This is a genomic window from Nonomuraea sp. NPDC052129 (assembly GCF_040680095.1).
Taxonomy (GTDB): Bacteria; Actinomycetota; Actinomycetes; order Streptosporangiales; family Streptosporangiaceae; genus Nonomuraea.
On record NZ_JBFAVX010000015.1, the window covers coordinates 216,800 to 233,685 of the forward strand.

Consider the following 16,886-nt stretch of genomic DNA (forward strand, 5'->3'; position numbering starts at 1 on the left):
GATGGTCTGCTCGGCCAGTTCTCGCTCGCCGGGGAAGGTGATCAAGCCTCTCGTCAACGCGTTCTCCAGGTACCTCACCGGCGACCAGGCGGCCGACTGGAACGGCATCCGGCGCGAGCCGCTGTGAGACCCGGCGGTCAAGACCGCGTGGCCGCCACTGGTGCGCTTCCGGGAGGGTCTGATCGGGCTGCCGCTGGTGCCCGCCGCCGCCTGGCTCCTCGACGAGATGGTCAAGAAGTGGACCACGTACTACCTCACCAAGGGGGCACAAACCAAGATCGTGATTCCGACGGGCAACCGGCCCAGCTGATCACGCTCCAGGGGTGCCGCTCGCACCGACCAGGCAGCCGCCACCGGCCGGAGGTCGTCGCCGAGATCGAGCGCGGCGACGAGGTGCTGGACGCCGCCCTATCGATGGGTGCCGGCCATCGAACGCCACCCTGGGCGGCCCTGGCCCTGTCAGCAGTAGGCGACCGCCGGCCCGAGGAAGGAGTAGTTGTGGTAGGGGGTGTACTCCGAGCGCTGCCCGGGGTACACGCAGGGGCCGTACTCGGGCCAGGAGCCGGTCGGGGGGTTGATGACGTAGATGCTCACGCGGTATTGGCCGTAGCCGCCGCTGCAGTAAACCCAGACGGTCTTGCCGTCCCGGCCGGTGGTGCAGTCGGTGGGCGCGGCGTGAGCGGGGGTGGCGATGCCGACGAGGGCGGCGGTGAGGAGGGCTGTGGCGGCCAGAGCCGCAGGCTTTCTCGTGCGCATTCGCTGTCCTCCAGCAGGTGGGCAGTGCACTTTTAGGAAAGCTTCTTACAGAAAGATGCCTGGCCTTCCCCGCGTCGTCAAGACCGCGAACGGGCCCAATGGGCGAAACGCGAGCGTGCTGTCAAGAGTGGATCTTCTTGAGGTAATTCGTATTAGCGTCTTGACGCAGCATTCCGCTGGGAGCGAGCGTGTGAATCCGCACCAGGACGCAGCGTGAAGGAGCCGAAGTGGACACCCCCCACCACTTGACCCGACGGCGGACCGTGTTGCTGGGCGCGGCGGCGGGCGTGGCCGCGGGCCTGGGTCTCGGACCGGCCGCGAGCGCGGCGGCGGGCCCGGCCGGGATGCCGACCTACCGGTACCTGCGCGACGCGCTGGCCCTGCCGCTCAGCCACAACCCGACGGGGGAGTTCATCTTCCCCTGCATCAGAGGGGTATACGACAAGCTCAGCAATCCCCGAGCGCGCTACTACCTCTACTACGCCCCTCACGAGAATCCGGGCGGCATCTGCGTGGCCTTCGCCAATTCCCTGGCAGGCCCCTTCGACGACTACTCGGGCAACCCGCTCATCGACAACCGCCTGCCGACCACCACGGTCTCACACGTGTCCTCACCTCACGTGACCTGGGACGCCGCCACCCGGCAGTTCTTCTGCTACTTCCACGGCGAGAACTTCACCACCCGCGTGGCCCGCTCCACCGACGGCGTCACCTTCACCAGCGAGACCCCGATCCTGAGCACCCGCCTGGTGCCCGGTACCTCCGAGACCTCCTACGCGCGGGTCTTCGAGCATCAGCTGCCCGGCCGGAACAACAAGTATGTGATGATCTTCATGGGGCTGCGCAACGGCCGTCGCATCTTCTACGGCTGGTCGCCCAACGGCTGGGACGGCTGGCAGTTCAGCGCGACCCCGCTGGTGAACCCCGAGCCCGACGGCGTGACCGACATCTCCGGCGCCACCCTCGTCAAGCGCAACGGAACCACCTACGTGGCCTATCACGGCAACGACGGCAGGATGCGGATCACCGAGGTCGGCAACGCCTTCGACAGGGAGACGCACCTCGGCGTCTTCCACTCCCCGATCCCCTCGGACAACGGCAGGGTGGCGGCGCCGTCGTTCGGCACCCAGGACGGTGTGGAGTACATGTTCTACGAGGCGGGACCACGACTGAACGCACGCATCTGCATCGCCCGGGCGGTCTGACGGCCGTTGGCCCTGAGCAAGAGCGCGTTGTCGGTCTCGGCATCGACTGATCCAGGCTTGATCTTCATGGCAGATCCAACGCGTACGAGGAACCATCGGTTGGCGTGGCGTCTATGAGCTGGGTGAACCTGATGACACCGGTCACCCTCATTTTGGGGATGACCTCAAAAGGCGAGGGCGTTGCCGCCAAACGCAAACAGTTGGGCCAGAACGGGCTGGTGATGAACCAGGAGATCGCCGCCTGCGAGCGCTGGGGGAAGGCCGAGATCCTGGCCCGTGCCGATCGCCTGGCGGACCGGGCGATCGCCATCTGCCGCCGGCGAGGAGTCCCTTTCGCCGCAAGGGTTGACGGCACTGGAACACCGTTTCTCAGGCGTCAGGAGGTGACATTTGCCGATCCTCCTTGGGATCCGGCTCCATGAAGAGTCCTGCTGCCACGGTCGGATCCAGGGCGCCATCACCCGCTGGGATCACCTCGGCATCTGCGGATGCGGACCCTCGGAAGCGGAAGCCTCGTCCTCGACCTCTTCCGCGAGCGTCGGCAGGACGTATTCCTGGCCACGCTTGCGACGGAGTAATCCAAGCCTGTGGCCGGAAACCATCGCATCGTCCAAGCGACAGAATCGGTGCCGATCGAAACTCAGACTTCCGTCAAACTCGCAGGACGGTGACCTGGCGGCCGGATGGGGTGGTGGCCTGGTCGAAGCCGCCGCGTTCCTTCCAGGATGGGGCTTCGGGGCGGCGGTCGAAGATGACCAGGACGCCGGTGGTGAGGGTGAGTCGGTCGAGGTAGCGGTCGAGCTGGGCCAGACCCTCGGGTTTGGGGTCGTCTGCGCCGGGTCGCCACACCTTCAGTTCCATGGCCTCGCGTTGCATCAGCCCCTCGCCGTTGGGGCCCCTGTACGGCCAGCGAACGAAGACGTCGAGGCGTTTGGTTCCGGCGGCGTATTCGCGGTCGAGGTAGCCGCCGCCGTTGACGAGGCGGTGCAGGAAGGCCATGAGGATGATCTGGCAGGCGGCCTCGTGGTATCCCTCCTGCTGGATGAGGACTTCGCCGTGTTCGCGCCAGAACACGACGAACTCCTGCAGCAGGCGTGGCAGGTCGAACCAGCCGTCGGGCAGCACGAAGCTGTGCGGGTCGGCGCGCACGTACTGTTCCGACACATCGCCGAGCACGCGCAGGATGACTTCCCGGTAGATCGGGTTCGCCACCTCCATCGGAGGCTTCTGCTTGACCAGGCCCAGATCGCGGACGTAGGACAGGTCGTCGGAGAAGGTGAGCTCGGCATGGGGGAAGTCTCCGCTCACGATCGGTTCCATCACCCGTTTGACCCGGGGCTCGTGCAGCCGGGCCGCCAGGGAGTCCAGGTGGGTGGCGCGGGCCCGGATCAGCCGCTCCTTGGCGTCCTCCACCTGCCCGTCACTGATTGTCCCGCTCACCCCCATCTCGAAAGTGATCTCGTGGGCGAGGGCGTTGACCAGCCAGGGTTGTCCCTGGGTGAGCTCGAAGACCCGGTCCACCGCGTCCTTGGTGAACTCCTGGCTGGTCGCCTGGGTGCGCTGGTCGTACAGCTCGGCGATCTGGTCGGCGGTGAAGTCGCCCAGGCGCAGTGAGTCAGCGAGGATGTTGAACGGGCTGGCCGCGTTGCACCGCTCAGGGGCACCGCCGGAGGCGACCTTGTATTCACGCAGGTCGCGCAACCCGCACAGCACCACCGACGCGGGGAACGGATAGCCCTTCGATCGCTTGTTGTGCCCGTCGCGGAGCTGGCCGAGGACACTGACAAGGCTGTTGCCCTGCAGGGCGTCGATCTCGTCGAGGAACAGCACGACCCGGCGCGGGCAGCGTCGGCACCACTCCCGCAGCGCCGCACCGAACCGGCTACCCGGCGTGACCTGTGGCCAGGATGACATCCGTGACGGCTGCGGTGGCGGATCGGTCAGGCTCTCTCGGGCGGAGCATGATCTGGCGGCTTCGCGATGACGCTCGGGCGGTCGATGATGCTCGCGACCTCGTACGGCGCGTACTTCTGATGGTCGGTCTGCGGCGGAATCTGGTTGACGACGCCGTGCTGATGGTGAGTGAGCTGGTCACCGACGCGGTTTTGTACGGTGATGCGCCGTACGAGCTGGTGATACGGGTCGATTCGGTCGAAGTGGTCTGCATGGTGGTCGACGCCGGAGCCGTTCGCCCGATGCTGCGGGGTATGGACACGCAAGCCGAGAACGGCCGGGGGCTGCTGATCGTGGCGGAGCTGTCGGCCGGGCTGTATGGCTGTATCCCGCACGGGTTCGCCACGTGCCCTGGCCTGGTGGGCAAGGCGATCTGGTTCGCGCTGCCTCGTATGGAGGGTCGGCGATGAGCGGGGCTCAGGATCCGCTGGAGGAGTATCACGGCCTCCACGCGGCCCCTCTCCGGAGGGGTCACGAGCAGCTCGCATGGATGAGCCCGGCCGCTCGGTGTGGGTGGGTTCGGGTGCGCCGGTACACGTGTAGTCGTTGCGTGCCCTGCTACGAGTTCTGCGTCGCGGGCGGGCTGGCGTTCGTCCGGCGTTCCACCGATGGGGTGATCCACGAGACGGCGTGGACGACGGCGGCAGGCGGCGAACCATGACGCCGACCAGCTGGTCGCCCCGGACCAAGCCGAAGGCCCGGGAATCCCAGCTGGCGTCGGGATTGTCGCCCAGCACGACGAGAGCACGCGGGGGCACGACGGTCTCCGGGACGTCGCGCAGCGCCGGGAAGCGCTCTCTCGGCACGGGGGCACCGGGCACTGCGGCCGCCCGCTTGATGAGCAGCCGCCAGCCGGGATGATCCCGCTTCGGTACTTCCGCCTCAGTGCCCGGTTCGAGGCCCGGCGGCGGCTCGTACAACGTGGGAGGTGTCGTACCCGCGCGGAAGCTCGAAGAGCGTCTCGTGCACGCCGGCGCGGACGGCCGCCTCCTTGAGGCGGGCCGCGTCGCCCAGAGCCGGTAGGTCCCCGAGTCCGATGTTCTCGGCGGCGGTCATGTCGTATCGTCGTCGGCCTCGTGGAGCAGGTGCGCTCGACGGAGCACGTCGACCTGCGCGGGGTTGTAGAGCGCCCTGAGGGCATGACCGACGGCGCGCCGCGCCGCCTCGGCCTGGCCTGGCGTGCTGGCCCGCGGCTCCAGCGTCACGCCGTGCTCGGTGGCGTCCGGGACGATGAAGGGCGCGAGCTGCTCGGCGAGGGCCTGCCGGGTGGCATTGTCGGCGTCTTCGGGCAGGTCGCGGAACGCCTCGTCGAGATCGTCGTTCGGGTGTGCCTCGAGCGTGCGGCGCAGCACCTCCATCGACTCGTCCGAGAAAAGCTGGGCGTAGATCGTCAGCAGGGCGCGGTCGTTGTCGCGCAGGTCCTGGACGAGGCCGCTGAAGCTGGTCGGCACCTCCGGTGACGCACCCGGCTGCGCCAGGATGGCCAGCTCTCGCCTGATGCTCTCCAGCCGCCGGACCGTCGCCTCGAGCTCGGCGTCGACGGTCCGGAAGACGGAGGCCTGCCCTTCGCCGCTCGTACCCATCTCGGCCACCTGCGCGAGCGGCACACCGAGCCCGGTCAGGCGCTTGATCTGCAGGAGCCGCGTCAGGTGATGCACCTCGTAGCGCTTGTAGCCGTTGGGCTCGCGGTCGGGCTCGTCGAGCAGCCCGACCTGGTGGTAGTAGCGCACCGTCTTCACCGTGATGCCCGCCAGGTCGGCGATCTCGCGTGTGCTCCAGGCCATGGGATCCTCACCTCATCGTCCGGCGCCGGTTCTAGGTCGTGATCCGTGTACGTCGCTCGCGCACCCAAACGAGGACGACCATGGCGATGTTGACGGCGGCGAGGATCAGGAGGGCCGCGTCACCGGTGTCGGTGGACCGGTTGATGGTGTAGCCCTCGCCGTCTGCCATCAGCGTGTTCACGCTTGAGAATAGGACGTTGTTGGCGATGTGGAACGCGGCCGGCGCCTCGATGCCGCGGCTGATGATCGCCATCAGTCCCGTGGCAACGCCGATGAAGGTGTAGTAGCCGAACAGCCAGGGGTCGCTGGAGCCGTGAACGACCGCGAAGGCCAGGCTGGAGACCACCAGACCGACGGCGAGGGCCGGGCGAACCGCGCGCACCCAGGACGCGGCGGCGGGCAGCACGGCGCTGCGGAACATCAGCTCCTCGCCGACGGACTGGAGCGGGGTGCTCAGCACGGTGATCACCAGCATGAGGATCGTCGTCCCGGAGACACCGAACGCGACCCAGCCTGGGGACTCGGGGGCGACCAGCGCCACCACGCCGATGCCGGCGCCCACCAGCAGGGCCGCGCCGAGCAGGTACTGCGCCAGGCGTCGACCGTCGAACGCCCGTGGCGAGCTGATCAGGCTGCGCCACGGCACCTTCGCCAGCCGTGCCAGCAGCAGGATCGCCACCACGCCCGAGATGCCCACGCTCAGGTTGACGGCCAGGAGCTTCAGCGGGGTGAAGGTGGCGGACATCGGGTCGTCGCTGCCCTCGATGACGCCCACGACCTGGTACAGCAGGATCTGCAGGAGCACCATCACGACCGGCGGCACGACGAGGACGACCAGCGGCCTCCACCAGCTCATGCGGACGTGGGCACCGAACGGCCGGGAGCCGTCGACACCCGGCTCACGGCGTCCGGATGCCGGGTCGTCGGCCTGGTGCGGTGAGCTCGGGCGCGCTGCCGTGTTTGGGGTCTGGCCGGGTCCTGACACGGACATCGGGCGGTCCTCCTGGGTCGAGATGGTCGTTCCACGCACCAGCGAACACCATGCCCTGGGGGCACACTCAAGCGTGTGCGGTGCCAGAACGCGGATACTGCTGCTGAACTGGGCGTTTGCCGGGTGATCAGGCTGCTCTGTGGCACTCATTGATCAGTCCTGTGACGGTCCTTCGGCGGTGGATCCGGGAGGGTCATGTCGATCATCTGGCTGGGGTTGTGCAAGGGAAGGCGGAGGGAACGGCCCTGATGCGGGCGATGATGGTTGAAATGGTGCTCGTACTTGGTCAGGACCTTGCGCAGGTGCCGCCCGCCATGGATGAGCAGGTGATCGAGGCACTCACGGCGTAGTGTTCCCACGAACCGTTCGGCTCATTTCGTGAGCCGCGCCGGCGGAGTCGCGCAGTCGTTCCTCGTGCTCTATCTGACGCAGGAGCAAGGGTTGACGCCGACAACCGCGGGCGCGGTGGTGGCGGCGACGGATCGAGGTTAAAAGGAGCGAGCATGGGGCGGGTGACATCCCTTTGGCCATTCTCACTTTGCATTAAATTGGCCAGTCCTATTACCGATTCAGAGCGAGGCCATGTGTCTATGAGACAGGCCCAACGAAGTCATCAACGGGTATTAGCGTGCGGCTTGACCTGCGTGGACGGAGTTTTCGGCAGGCGCAGAGGAAATTACTAGAACATAAGCCGAAATCTACTCAAATCAAACGCCCTTTTACAGCCAGTCGTGTTCGCGTGCGTACCGCGCCGCCTCGTGCCGGGTCCGAGTCTGGGTTTTCTGCATCGCGTTCGAGAGATAGTTGCGCACTGTGCCCTCCGCCAGATGGAGTTGGGCCGCGATGTCGGCGACCGAGTAGCCTTCGCCGGTCGCCCGCAGTACGTCGGTCTCCCGGTCGGTGAGCGGGCAGTCGTCGACGACGGCGAGGGCGGAGACATCCGGGTCGATCCATCGCTTGCCCTCGTGCAGGGTCTTGATGACCGAAACGATGTGCGCCGGTTCCGCGGACTTGCTGACGAAGCCCTGGACGCCGAGCTTGAGCGCCTTGCGGAGCACACCGGGCCTGGCATGGCGGGTCAGCATGAGGATTCTTTGGTCCGGCCGCGCCTGACGGATCTCCGCGACGGCGCCGAGCCCGTCCACCCCGGGCATCTCCAGATCGATGACGAGCACGTCGGGCCGGTGCAGCAGTGTGGCCCGCACGGCCGCCTCGCCGTCTCCCGCTTCGGCGAGCACGGTGATCTCGCCCTCGAGCGGGAGCAGTGACGCCAGCGCCTTGCGGAGGAGGGCTTCGTCGTCGGCGAGTACCACGGTGGTCATCGGTTCTCCTGTGCTTCGGAACGTCGGCGCCGGGCCAGCGCGGTCTCAGCTTCACCACGTACAGCGTGTGGCCCTGGATGTCGTGGAGATCGCTGGCGAACCGCATGCGCTCGCGGACGAGGGCCGGTTCCCCATCCCGTTTGCGTGGTTCCTCCAGCTCCGCGATGAGGTTGTAGCACTTGTGGTTGCCGAACATGAGGCCGGTCGCAGCCCCTGTCATGCCGGTAGCGCGCTCATGCATCACGGGCGGCTCTCCGCCGGACGGGCTCACCGGTCCCTCAGCTGGGTGTTGTGTGTCGGGGCTGTGCGGTCATGTCGGCCTCCGGCAGAATGCGCAGGGGTCTGGTGTCCATGTGTGGGCTCTCCGGGATCCAACAGCAGAGTCCGCCAGTATTCTTCCCGTCCCGTGGCGGCACCAGTGACACCACGTCATGCGTTCACGCAAAGGATGTCATGGCGTGGTCATGACGTGGCCGCACTGGCAGATACGCGCGGCGACGGCTGAGATCGACGGTATGTCCTCGACACCAGTCATCGACGTCGACCGTCTGAACCTCACCTACGGCGACTTCCGCGCCGTGCAGGACCTGTCCTTCCAGGTGCGGCGCGGGGAGTTCTACGCTCTGCTCGGCACGAACGGTGCGGGGAAGACCTCGACCCTGGAGACCATCGAAGGCCACCGCACCCCCACCTCGGGCACCGTACGGGTCTTCGGGCAGAGCCCGCGCGACCGGCGGGCGGTGCGGCCCCGGATGGGCATCATGCTGCAGGAGAGCGGATTCTCGCCGGACCTGACGGTGCGCGAATCGCTCCGCCTGATCGGAAACCTCACCCAGCGCATCGACACGGTCGAACGCGTGCTCGGCATCGTCGACCTCACCCGCAAGGCCGGCACCAAGGTGTCCCAGCTCTCCGGCGGCGAGAAGCGACGTCTGGACTTCGCCACCGCCGTGTACGGAGCGCCTGAGCTGATCTTCCTGGACGAGCCCACTACCGGCCTGGACATCCAGTCCCGGGACGATCTGTGGCACGCGGTGGACCGGCTTCGTGAAGACGGATCCACCATTGTTCTCACCACGCACTACCTGGAAGAGGCTCAGCAGCGCGCCGACCGCATCGGGCTCATGCACAAAGGCACCTTCCACCGGGAAGGGACCGTCTCCGAACTGACGCGCACCCTGCCCGCCACCATCCGCTTCTCCCTGCCGGTCCCCGCACCCGCGCTACCGCTGCAGGCCAGGCGCGAGGGTGACGGGAAGTACCTCATCGAGACCTTCGGCCTGCAGAAGGACCTGCACACCCTGCTCCGCTGGGCCCAGGACCACGCGGTGGAACTGCGGGACCTCCAAGCCGGACCGACCCGGCTCGACGACGTCTTCCGCGCGCTCGGCAGCGACCAGCTCACTCTCTGAACTTCAAAGAAAGGGACCTTCGCCATGCTCTCGATCGCTCTCAGCGAGCTGGTGCAGATCTTCCGGAACCGGCTGGTTCTGGTCACCTGCCTCGTCATGCCCGCGGCGGTCAGCGCGTTCTTCATCTATCGGCACGAGGTGTTCGCGGCTCTGGGCAGTCTCGGATACATCGCGGCGGTGGTGCTGTTCACGGTGGCGGCCTTCACGCTCTACACCACCACGGTGACCACGCTGGCCGCGCGCCGGCAGAACCTCTTCCTCAAGCGGCTGCGCTCCACCGCGGCGGGCGACACCGGCATCTTCTTCGGGCTGCTGCTCCCGGTCACCGTCATCTCGCTGGTCCAGGCCGCCGTGATCATGACCGTGCTGGCCGTGGTCACCGGTGCGCCGGACAATGTACTTCTCCTGGCAGCGGCTGTCGTCGCGACGATGGTCATGATGCTGGGGCTGGCACTGGCCACCGCGGGAGTGACGAACTCCCCGGAGCACGCCCAGGTGACCACGCTGCCCATCGCCATCGGCACCATCGTTGTGGCCAGTTGGGTGGGGATCGCCGGCACCGAGGACCTCACGCTGCTCAAGCGGCTGCTTCCTGGCGGCTCGGCCGCCGAACTGGTCGTCAACGCCTGGAACGGCGGCGTACCGATCGCTGACTCGCTGATTCTGCTGGCACCCACGCTGAGCTGGGTCGTCGTCGCCGTCGCGCTGGCTTCCCGGATCTTCCGTTGGGAGCCGCGCCGATGACGTCCGGGTTCGTCCCCAACCAGCGCCGTTCGTCATCTTCTGAGGAGAACAGGATGCGGAAATCCATCGTGACCGTTCTCGCCGCCGCGGTGATGACGGCGTTGACCCCGGCGGGACGGCGCGGCCGGGGCCAACATCACGCCGTGCGCGTTCTGGCCTTCCGAGCCGTACGAGCCGCCGGTGCAGATCACCGGTCGGGGGCCGGCGAACGTGCTCATCCTGCAGAACCTCCGCGACCCGGCGACGCCGCTGGCCGGTGCCCGGCAACTGCGGAAGGCCTTTGGCGACCGGGCCCGGATGGTGACAGCCGACCCGGGCGGGCACCTGCGGTCCGGCCAGCACCGCCAGGAACGACAGCGCATGAGCGCCGAGCGCGTTCAGGATCCGCACCCACACCAGGGCCTTGGCCGCCTTCGGCAACGCTTTCAGCATTCATCCCCCATGCACACCCGCCGACGGTGCATGTTCGCACACGCTACCGACAAACCGTTACTGACCTGGCCTTTCGCCGTCATCCCTGATCGCGCGCAGGGCCCCCATGGGCGGCAGCGGCCCCGATCAGCCGCGCACCAGCAGAACAGCGTGCACCTCGACGGTGGCCGCGCCGTCGAGGTGGGCCTGCACGATGGCCACACGCAACTGCGGCAGCTCGTGGATCAGCCGATGCTCGGCCTCCACCGCCACCACGTGCGCCTACAGGATCTCCCCGAGCAGCATCGGCAACCCTTTCCCGAGCTGATCAATTGTGAAACAACCTCTGTGTTCCTTCGGTGGTTGAGCGTGGACATGGCCGCAGGACCAGGGCTTGATTGCTGGGATCTCTGGTTCTTTCGAAATTGACAGACCTTCAGAAATTCTGAAGGTCTGGCGTCCTCGTCGCCCGTCTCGCACGGATGGCGAAGACGAGGAGGTCGAGGAGGTCGAGGCCGCCTGAGCCAATCGCTCCCGTCCTGGCCGGTGGCCTGGCCGCCAAGTGCGGGTCGCGTACGGGCCGGCCTGAAGTTCAGGCCGTGAGGGCGGCCTCTGCTTCCCGGTAGATGACGCTCGGGTCCGCGGACAGCCACGCCTTCACCAGGCGGCTCCAGACGTCGGCGAGCACCTCTGGCAGGTACGCCTCGATGCCGTCGAGGGCTGGATCGATGGCCAAATGCACGGACGAGCAGGCTTCACCCTACTTCGCCACCGCATCCTCCTCGGATAGCGGTACGCTCCGTCACCACCGAATGTGAGACAGAGCCGTTAAGTTGACACACCCGTGGGCTGCTGAGGCGGAGTCGGGCTGTGTCGAACCCGCTGCACGGCGTGGGGCGTTCTCGCTGACGGATCGGCTGCGGGCTCGGCTGGTTCACATTTTCACCGGGACTCTCCGTTCCCACTGGCTCCGGTCAGGATGAGACAGCCGTCAGGGTCTGTAGCTCGGCGTCTGACAGGTGCAGGTCCTGCGCAGCGAAGAGCGCCGGCAACTGCTCGACGGTGCGTGCGGAGGCGACCGGCGCGGTCACAGTCGGCTGCTGCGTGAGCCAGGCCAGCGCCACCGTGGCCATCTCCACCCCCCGCGCCGTTCGCGACCTGCTCCAACGCATCGAGCACCCTCACGCCGCGTTCGGTGTTCGCGTAGCCACCAGCCAGTCCAGGAAGGTTGCGCACGTTCTCGACAGTCTTCCCAGGACGGTACTTGCCGGTGAGGAAGCCGGAGGCGAGTGCGAAGTACGGAACGCAGGCCAGCCCTTCACGCTGCACAATCTCCCGCCGTGCACCCTCGTAGGTGTCGCGCGAGACGAGGTTGTACTGAGGCTACAGCGCCACGTAGCGGGCCATGCCTTCACGATCGGAGAAGGCTAGTGATGCGGAAAGCCGTTCGGGGCTGATGTTGGAGGTCGCAATGGCGCGCACCTTGCCAGCCTTCACGAGGTCGTCGAGCGCGCCGATGATCTCGTCTACAGGAATGGATTCGTCCCGGTCAAAATGGGTGTAGTAGAGGTCGATATAGTCGGTACGCAGTCGCCGCAGGGACTCCTCGGCAGCGGCCTTGATCGTGGCGGGTGCAAGGCCCATGTACTTCGGGTGGTCGCCGACCTTGGTTGCGACGACCACGTCATCGCGGTTGCGGCGGGAGACGGGTCGCTGTGGACAGCTCCATCACCAAGGCCCCCGACAGTGGTGAGGCGGCCGAACGCTCCCCCGTGGACCGCGGTAACCAGAGCCTGAAACACTCGGGCACGACCGACGGCTACGGCATTCCACTCGGCCGCGTCCTGGCCGGGGCCAACTGCCACGACTCGCCGCTGCCGACCCCGACCCTCGATCTCTTGGCGGATCTTGGACCGCTGTCCGACGAAGTCACCGTGAGTATTCTGATCCGCCGGGCCTGGACCACCCGCCGCTGGGATGATGGGGATCTTTGAAAACGGCTCTGTCTGGAGTTCCGTGAACCCCCAGGTCAGAGGGCTCCTGCGGGAACGTTTCCCTCGGGCAGCTCTCGATCATGGGGGTTGGTTCGCTCGAAGGTGTGCTGTTTCCCGGGATCGATGTCCGGTTGGAGCGGGTGAGCGTCTCCGCCGAGGTGCTCTGCGTGGCGGCGGCGGCCTGTGGTCCGCCGCCTCGGTGTCCAAGCTGTCGGGGACGGGCGAGGAGGGTGCACTCGGCGTACGAGCGTGGACTGGCCGAACGCCCGCTCGGCGGGCAGCAGTTGATCGTCCGGCTGCGGGTGCGGCGGTTCTTCTGCGATCGGCCGTCGTGCCGGCGCCGTACCTTCGTCGAGCAGGTCGACGGGCGGACCCCGCGGGTGCTCGGGGTCGATGGGTTCGCCTTCCGGCGCGGGCGCCGATGCGGCACCCTGCCCAGTCTTCGCCGTCATCGGGGCGATCACTTGGCAGCCGGAGGAGACGCTTCTGCTCGCGTCATCGGTTCAGGCGACGCGTCAGGGAGTCCAGCATCGATCCGGCCTTCTGAACAGTGAGTGAGACGTGACCGTGGTCGGGTTCCAGGTGGGCTCGGACGTTGGTCAGGTTGTGAGAGAGCCACTCGCCGTGCGCGACCGGGACCATTCGATCCAGCTCTCCATGCCACAGTTCGACGGGGGCAACGACATCGGCGAGGTCGAAGCCCCAGGCACTGCCCAGCGCCTTCAGGTCGGCGAGCCACCCTTGGTCCCCCGCTTCCAGGGCGTGGTCCATGTTCGCGGCGTTGTCCGCGCCGAAGCCGCTCGTCATCACGGAGACGTCGACCTCCGCAAAGAGGGAGGACAGTTGCGCGGTTACGTGCTCGGGGGGGTTCCCACGGACCGCGGCCGCCATCTGGCTCACGGTCGCGCGTGCAGCCCGATCACTCTCCTGCAGGCTTCTGAACTGGATGTCGTTCTGCTTGCCCATGCCGGCAACGAAGTCGAGACCTGCCGCGGTGGGGGGAGCGAACGACGCACTGATCAGGACACCGGAGACGCGGTGACTGTCCACCGCGGCGCTGGCCAGCGCATGGGGGCCCCCGCCGGACCAACCGAAACTGCAGTAGCGTTCGATACCCAAGTGATCGATCAGGTGAGCGCAGTCCGTCCCCGTATCGGCCACGGTTCGGCTCGGGACCGGGGTGGACCGGCCGTAGCCGGACCGGGAGTAAGTGATCACCCGGAACCCTCGCTCGAGCACGGGAGCGAGCACTGTGTCCATGGGCACCGCAGAACCGGGCATCCCATGATGAAACAGGATGACCGGAGCCGACTCCGGACCCAACGATTCGTATTCGAATTCTCGACCGTCCGGTAGTCGCGCCAGCAGCATGCATTGGTCCTTCCGATTGATAGACACTTCGTCCACTTTCGATCAGTCAAGTGGAAAGCTGTTTGTGTGGTCGGTTCTCCGGCCACATTCCTTCACCGTCGACATGGCACACAGTCCGCAACATGATCACCACACCGAGGGTGTTCTTGAAACTGGGTCGGCCCCGGATTTATGGTCCGACTGCCGGGGTTCTCCGACGGCACGATCCTGCTGCCCCGCACGTCGGTGTGGAAGCCGCGTGAGTTCGTCCCATCGCGAGCGGTAAGGAAGTGCGGCTCAGCACCAGGCCCTCGGTGTGGTCGGCAGGCTGGCCCGGTCAGGCATCGGTGTTTCCTCGAGGCGCAGAGGTTCCGTGCCACCGGAAGGGGTCGTCTTCCAGCGCGGAGCGGTCCCACTGTCCGTGGTCCGCGGCCGCTTCGTAGGTGGTGTGGAGGAACTCGGCGACCGCGCGGTCGGGGTCGGGCGCGGCGCGGGCGGCCTCGTAGGGCAGCAGGAACTGCTGGAACTCAGTGCTGAAGTACGCCCCTTCGGGGCCGATCGGTTGATCGGCGAACCCGTCGGGTTCGGGGTAGGCGTAGGAGTAGAAGGCGCCTTCTTCTCCACCGCCGGGCCAGAATCCGCAGCTGGACAGTTCCCGGGAGTAGCCCTCGACCATGACCCAGTCCCCGCAGTTGGGCACTCCGCCCGGATGTGGCGGAGCTGACCGCCCGGAGAAGCGGGTGCAGGCGAGATCCATACCTCCCCAGAAGAAGTGCACCGGACTGACCTTGCCGACGAAGTGCGACCGGAACTCGCCGATCACCCGGTTCGCCTGCAGCAGCTGTCGCCAGAACAGGGCGGCCGCCTCGCCGTCGTAGGAGGCGTGGGTGTGGTCCTCGGCGAAGGGGATCGCCGGCTCGACCTCGTTGGGGTGCGGCCGGATAGATGCCTCGATCCCGAGCTGGTCGAGCATGTCCAGGATTCGGGTGTAGAACTCGGCGACCGGCATCGGCCGGAGCGGGAGGCTCCGCACGCCGCCGTTGCTGCTGCGGACCTCGAGCTGGTGGCCGACGAAGTCGAACTCGATCTCGAAGGCCCCCGTGCGGTACGGGATGGTCGACGTCGTCAACCCGCGCGGGCTGACGTACAGGGTCACCTGCCACCAGTGGTTGAGCAGCGGAGCGTGGGCCATGCGGATCTTGCCCACGATCTGGGTCCACATGTGCAGGGTCTCGCGGGTGGGGGTCCAGTCCGAGACTCGTAGGCTCGGCCAACTCGTTGTCGTGGGGCTGGTCATCGGTTCTCACATCCTTGGCGGCGCCGGGAGGCGGTGGTGGTCGTGGTGGTCATGTTCTGTGGGCGGGCTCCTCGGGCCCGGTCGCGGGCGTTGGTGAGCTGCGCGCCCTCGTGCGACAGCGCTGGGCGGCGGCGCGGAGGGCTTCGGCGCTGCGGAGCAGCGCCGCGTGTTCGTCCTCGGTCATGCGGGGGTGGTGCATCCGCTCGACGCCGTGTCGGTCCAGCACGCTGACCAGCGACAACGCCACACCGTGGTCGTGGTGTTCTTGTCCACCAGCACGATCTACCGGCAGGATCCGCGCTGGATCATGGCCAGGGTCGTGGCCGCGCCAACGGCACCGGCACCGGCACCGACGACCCTTCCTCCTGATCGGGTGGCGCCGATTTGCTGATCGACCATCTGGTCCCCCTTCCTACGTGATCTCTCTGATGTCGGTTCTCCGTTCCGGCCCGGCCGGAACCGACGCGCGCTGGGGCTCCGTCGTCTCGGTGCCTGCCGGAGGTGATCAGCGGTATTCGGGATTGGGGTTGTCGGGGTGAAAGCCGGCGTCCCAGGCCATGCGCTGGTTGCCGTAGGCCGGGATCCCGCCGGCGCGTCGGATCATCGACGCGAGATGGAGCAGGTTGTAGGTCATGAACGTGATGTTGCGGTTGGTGAAGTCGTTGTCCGGGCCTCCGGAGCCCTCGTCGAGGTAGGAGGGGCCGGGGCCGACCTCACCGAGCCAGCCCGCGTCGGACTGGGGCGGGACGGCGAACCCGATGTGCTGCAGGCTGAAGAGGATGCTCATCGCGCAGTGCTTGAGACCGTCCTCGTTGCCGGTGAGCAGGCAGCCACCGACGCGCCCGTAGTAGGCGTACTGGCCGTGCTCGTTGAGCACGCCGGAGTAGCCGTAGAGCCGCTCGATCACCCGGCGGGTCACTGAGCTGTTGTCGCCGAGCCAGATCGGTCCGGCGATGACCAGGATGTCGGCAGCCAGGACCCGATCCAGCAGCGCGGGCCATTCGTCGGCGTCCCACCCGTGCTCGGTCATGTCCGGGCGGACACCGGTGGCGATGTCGTGATCGACGGCGCGGATCTGGTCCACATTGACCCCGTTCGCCTCCATGATCGCCACGCTGCGGTCGATCACCCCCTGGGTGTGGCTGCGGCCGGGGGAGCGGTTGAGGGTGCAGTTGATGTACATCGCGCGCAGCCCGGTGAAGTCGGGCTTCTCGATCATCGATGCGGTCACGGGGGTCCTTTCCGGTCCGAGGACGGACATTGTCGGGTGTTCCGGTTACTGGCTTGCGGCCAGCCACGTCAGGATGTCGCGGTTCACCGGATCGGTTATGTCGGTGAACCCGTCGTGCTTCGCGAGGTAGCGAGCTACGGTCGGGCAGATCGGAACGATGCGCTTGCCTTCCTCGCGCGTGTGGGTCAGGGCGTGCTCGATGAGCACGGAGTCAAGCCCTAGTGCGGGTGCGGGCAGGCGTTGTGGTGTGCCGGTGTAGCCGTCGATGCGGCCGAACTGGTCGGACTCGCGTTCCCATGCCTCGCGGAAGGCCACGACCTCGTCATGGCTGCGGGCCACGAAGTTCCACCACATCACGATGTCCTCGTCGAACGGGGCGCCTCCGAGCAGCAGCACCCGGGCCGACTGCCCGCCGGGGTTTTCCAGCAGGGCAGGT

Annotated in this window: 22 protein-coding genes and 4 pseudogenes; 10 read left to right on the forward strand and 16 right to left on the reverse strand. The window is 67.1% G+C overall.

All coding sequences use genetic code 11. The features are described 5' to 3' along the window. Positions 1-160 precede the first annotated feature (160 nt). A complete protein-coding gene (locus AB0L53_RS30470; RefSeq protein ID WP_364000907.1) occupies positions 161-310 on the forward strand; it encodes a hypothetical protein in 150 nt (49 codons plus the stop codon). Between the two features lie 149 nt (positions 311-459). Here the strand turns inward: AB0L53_RS30470 and AB0L53_RS30475 are convergent, their stop codons facing one another. Further along, complete coding sequence (locus AB0L53_RS30475) at positions 460-756, reverse strand: hypothetical protein (protein WP_364000910.1); 297 nt, start codon at positions 754-756, stop codon at positions 460-462. Between the two features lie 227 nt (positions 757-983). Here AB0L53_RS30475 and AB0L53_RS30480 point away from each other — a divergent pair, with 227 nt between their 5' ends. Both AB0L53_RS30480 and AB0L53_RS30485 read left to right on the forward strand, forming a co-directional pair. Continuing rightward, complete coding sequence (locus tag AB0L53_RS30480) at positions 984-1,961, forward strand: hypothetical protein (protein ID WP_364000913.1); 978 nt, start codon at positions 984-986, stop codon at positions 1,959-1,961. Between the two features lie 113 nt (positions 1,962-2,074). Further along, positions 2,075-2,383 carry a hypothetical protein gene (locus AB0L53_RS30485; protein ID WP_364000916.1) on the forward strand — a complete coding sequence of 103 codons (309 nt, stop codon included), beginning with the start codon at positions 2,075-2,077 and terminating at the stop codon, positions 2,381-2,383. 229 nt (positions 2,384-2,612) lie between these two features. On the opposite strand, the gene AB0L53_RS30490 is transcribed toward AB0L53_RS30485, so the two are convergent. Continuing rightward, positions 2,613-3,875, reverse strand: a complete 1,263-nt coding sequence (locus tag AB0L53_RS30490) for a hypothetical protein (protein WP_364000919.1) — start codon at positions 3,873-3,875, stop codon at positions 2,613-2,615. Positions 3,876-3,922: 47 nt separating this feature from the next. Between AB0L53_RS30490 and AB0L53_RS30495 the strand changes: the two genes are divergently transcribed. Beyond that, positions 3,923-4,324 carry an ATP-binding protein gene (locus AB0L53_RS30495; RefSeq protein ID WP_364000922.1) on the forward strand — a complete coding sequence of 134 codons (402 nt, stop codon included), beginning with the start codon at positions 3,923-3,925 and terminating at the stop codon, positions 4,322-4,324. 297 nt (positions 4,325-4,621) lie between these two features. On the opposite strand, the pseudogene AB0L53_RS30500 reads toward AB0L53_RS30495, so the two are convergent. The 7 genes and pseudogenes from AB0L53_RS30500 to AB0L53_RS30530 form a co-directional block, all read right to left on the reverse strand. Further along, positions 4,622-4,735 (reverse strand): annotated as a pseudogene (locus tag AB0L53_RS30500) (hypothetical protein); the annotation flags it as partial. A 61-nt stretch (positions 4,736-4,796) separates the two neighbouring features. After that, positions 4,797-4,970, reverse strand: coding sequence for a hypothetical protein (locus tag AB0L53_RS30505; protein WP_364000925.1), 174 nt, complete (start codon positions 4,968-4,970; stop codon positions 4,797-4,799). Beyond that, the gene (locus tag AB0L53_RS30510; RefSeq protein WP_364000927.1) at positions 4,967-5,698 is read right to left on the reverse strand and encodes a MerR family transcriptional regulator; all 732 of its coding nucleotides are present in this window, start codon (positions 5,696-5,698) and stop codon (positions 4,967-4,969) included. Before AB0L53_RS30510 ends, AB0L53_RS30505 begins: the two co-directional genes overlap by 4 nt. Positions 5,699-5,729: 31 nt before the next feature. After that, positions 5,730-6,689, reverse strand: a complete 960-nt coding sequence (locus AB0L53_RS30515) for a CPBP family intramembrane glutamic endopeptidase (protein ID WP_364000930.1) — start codon at positions 6,687-6,689, stop codon at positions 5,730-5,732. A gap of 146 nt (positions 6,690-6,835) precedes the next feature. After that, positions 6,836-7,048, reverse strand: a complete 213-nt coding sequence (locus tag AB0L53_RS30520; RefSeq protein WP_364000933.1) for an integrase core domain-containing protein — start codon at positions 7,046-7,048, stop codon at positions 6,836-6,838. Positions 7,049-7,408: 360 nt separating this feature from the next. Continuing rightward, on the reverse strand, positions 7,409-8,011 hold the full coding sequence (locus tag AB0L53_RS30525) for a response regulator transcription factor (RefSeq protein ID WP_364000936.1): 603 nt from the start codon (positions 8,009-8,011) through the stop codon (positions 7,409-7,411). A gap of 43 nt (positions 8,012-8,054) precedes the next feature. Then, positions 8,055-8,183 (reverse strand): annotated as a pseudogene (locus AB0L53_RS30530) (sensor histidine kinase); the annotation flags it as partial. Between the two features lie 343 nt (positions 8,184-8,526). On the opposite strand from AB0L53_RS30530, the gene AB0L53_RS30535 reads away from it, so the two are divergent. From AB0L53_RS30535 to AB0L53_RS30545, 3 genes are all read left to right on the forward strand, one after another. Further along, positions 8,527-9,423 (forward strand): ABC transporter ATP-binding protein, encoded by an 897-nt coding sequence (locus tag AB0L53_RS30535; protein ID WP_364001054.1) that lies wholly within the window; start codon positions 8,527-8,529, stop codon positions 9,421-9,423. Between the two features lie 24 nt (positions 9,424-9,447). Further along, positions 9,448-10,167: an ABC transporter permease gene (locus AB0L53_RS30540; RefSeq protein ID WP_364000938.1), complete on the forward strand. Its 720-nt coding sequence runs from the start codon at positions 9,448-9,450 to the stop codon at positions 10,165-10,167. Between the two features lie 135 nt (positions 10,168-10,302). Then, positions 10,303-11,007 carry an alpha/beta hydrolase gene (locus tag AB0L53_RS30545; protein WP_364001057.1) on the forward strand — a complete coding sequence of 235 codons (705 nt, stop codon included), beginning with the start codon at positions 10,303-10,305 and terminating at the stop codon, positions 11,005-11,007. A 163-nt stretch (positions 11,008-11,170) separates the two neighbouring features. Here AB0L53_RS30545 and AB0L53_RS30550 read toward each other — a convergent pair whose 3' ends face one another. The 3 genes and pseudogenes from AB0L53_RS30550 to AB0L53_RS30560 form a co-directional block, all read right to left on the reverse strand. Continuing rightward, positions 11,171-11,320, reverse strand: a complete 150-nt coding sequence (locus AB0L53_RS30550; protein WP_364000941.1) for a hypothetical protein — start codon at positions 11,318-11,320, stop codon at positions 11,171-11,173. A 232-nt stretch (positions 11,321-11,552) separates the two neighbouring features. Further along, on the reverse strand, positions 11,553-11,711 hold the full coding sequence (locus tag AB0L53_RS30555) for an aldo/keto reductase (RefSeq protein ID WP_364001060.1): 159 nt from the start codon (positions 11,709-11,711) through the stop codon (positions 11,553-11,555). Between the two features lie 67 nt (positions 11,712-11,778). Then, positions 11,779-12,222 (reverse strand): annotated as a pseudogene (locus AB0L53_RS30560) (aldo/keto reductase); the annotation flags it as partial. Positions 12,223-12,284: 62 nt separating this feature from the next. Here AB0L53_RS30560 and AB0L53_RS30565 point away from each other — a divergent pair. Continuing rightward, positions 12,285-12,521, forward strand: a pseudogene (locus AB0L53_RS30565) (IS5/IS1182 family transposase); the annotation flags it as partial. 131 nt (positions 12,522-12,652) lie between these two features. Continuing rightward, the gene (locus AB0L53_RS30570; RefSeq protein WP_364000945.1) at positions 12,653-13,126 is read left to right on the forward strand and encodes a transposase family protein; all 474 of its coding nucleotides are present in this window, start codon (positions 12,653-12,655) and stop codon (positions 13,124-13,126) included. On the opposite strand, the gene AB0L53_RS30575 is transcribed toward AB0L53_RS30570, so the two are convergent. Together AB0L53_RS30575 and AB0L53_RS30580 are read right to left on the reverse strand one after the other, a co-directional pair. Next, positions 13,068-13,943: an alpha/beta fold hydrolase gene (locus tag AB0L53_RS30575; RefSeq protein WP_364000947.1), complete on the reverse strand. Its 876-nt coding sequence runs from the start codon at positions 13,941-13,943 to the stop codon at positions 13,068-13,070. The two genes, AB0L53_RS30570 and AB0L53_RS30575, sit on opposite strands and share 59 nt — an antisense overlap. A 316-nt stretch (positions 13,944-14,259) precedes the next feature. Next, positions 14,260-15,219: a DUF5996 family protein gene (locus AB0L53_RS30580; RefSeq protein WP_364000949.1), complete on the reverse strand. Its 960-nt coding sequence runs from the start codon at positions 15,217-15,219 to the stop codon at positions 14,260-14,262. Between the two features lie 166 nt (positions 15,220-15,385). Here AB0L53_RS30580 and AB0L53_RS30585 point away from each other — a divergent pair, with 166 nt between their 5' ends. After that, complete coding sequence (locus AB0L53_RS30585; RefSeq protein ID WP_364000951.1) at positions 15,386-15,610, forward strand: hypothetical protein; 225 nt, start codon at positions 15,386-15,388, stop codon at positions 15,608-15,610. Positions 15,611-15,724: 114 nt separating this feature from the next. Here the strand turns inward: AB0L53_RS30585 and AB0L53_RS30590 are convergent, their stop codons facing one another. Together AB0L53_RS30590 and AB0L53_RS30595 are read right to left on the reverse strand one after the other, a co-directional pair. Beyond that, complete coding sequence (locus AB0L53_RS30590; RefSeq protein WP_364000953.1) at positions 15,725-16,480, reverse strand: flavodoxin family protein; 756 nt, start codon at positions 16,478-16,480, stop codon at positions 15,725-15,727. 15 nt (positions 16,481-16,495) lie between these two features. Next, on the reverse strand, positions 16,496-16,879 hold the full coding sequence (locus AB0L53_RS30595; RefSeq protein WP_364001063.1) for a pirin-like C-terminal cupin domain-containing protein: 384 nt from the start codon (positions 16,877-16,879) through the stop codon (positions 16,496-16,498). Between the last annotated feature and the right edge of the window lie 7 nt (positions 16,880-16,886).

Excerpts from the sequence above, each read along its gene's own strand:
- AB0L53_RS30590 (WP_364000953.1), bottom strand. The coding sequence starts at position 16,480 with ATGTCCGTCCTCGGACCGGAAAGGACCCCCGTGACCGCATCGATGATC.
- AB0L53_RS30485 (WP_364000916.1), top strand. The coding sequence starts at position 2,075 with ATGAGCTGGGTGAACCTGATGACACCGGTCACCCTCATTTTGGGGATG.
- AB0L53_RS30475 (WP_364000910.1), bottom strand. The coding sequence starts at position 756 with ATGCGCACGAGAAAGCCTGCGGCTCTGGCCGCCACAGCCCTCCTCACC.
- AB0L53_RS30570 (WP_364000945.1), top strand. The coding sequence starts at position 12,653 with ATGGGGGTTGGTTCGCTCGAAGGTGTGCTGTTTCCCGGGATCGATGTC.
- AB0L53_RS30495 (WP_364000922.1), top strand. The coding sequence starts at position 3,923 with ATGATCTGGCGGCTTCGCGATGACGCTCGGGCGGTCGATGATGCTCGC.
- AB0L53_RS30535 (WP_364001054.1), top strand. The coding sequence starts at position 8,527 with ATGTCCTCGACACCAGTCATCGACGTCGACCGTCTGAACCTCACCTAC.
- AB0L53_RS30555 (WP_364001060.1), bottom strand. The coding sequence starts at position 11,711 with ATGGCCACGGTGGCGCTGGCCTGGCTCACGCAGCAGCCGACTGTGACC.
- AB0L53_RS30525 (WP_364000936.1), bottom strand. The coding sequence starts at position 8,011 with ATGACCACCGTGGTACTCGCCGACGACGAAGCCCTCCTCCGCAAGGCG.
- AB0L53_RS30490 (WP_364000919.1), bottom strand. The coding sequence starts at position 3,875 with ATGTCATCCTGGCCACAGGTCACGCCGGGTAGCCGGTTCGGTGCGGCG.
- AB0L53_RS30515 (WP_364000930.1), bottom strand. The coding sequence starts at position 6,689 with ATGTCCGTGTCAGGACCCGGCCAGACCCCAAACACGGCAGCGCGCCCG.
- AB0L53_RS30540 (WP_364000938.1), top strand. The coding sequence starts at position 9,448 with ATGCTCTCGATCGCTCTCAGCGAGCTGGTGCAGATCTTCCGGAACCGG.
- AB0L53_RS30575 (WP_364000947.1), bottom strand. The coding sequence starts at position 13,943 with ATGCTGCTGGCGCGACTACCGGACGGTCGAGAATTCGAATACGAATCG.
- AB0L53_RS30510 (WP_364000927.1), bottom strand. The coding sequence starts at position 5,698 with ATGGCCTGGAGCACACGCGAGATCGCCGACCTGGCGGGCATCACGGTG.
- AB0L53_RS30505 (WP_364000925.1), bottom strand. The coding sequence starts at position 4,970 with ATGACCGCCGCCGAGAACATCGGACTCGGGGACCTACCGGCTCTGGGC.
- AB0L53_RS30580 (WP_364000949.1), bottom strand. The coding sequence starts at position 15,219 with ATGACCAGCCCCACGACAACGAGTTGGCCGAGCCTACGAGTCTCGGAC.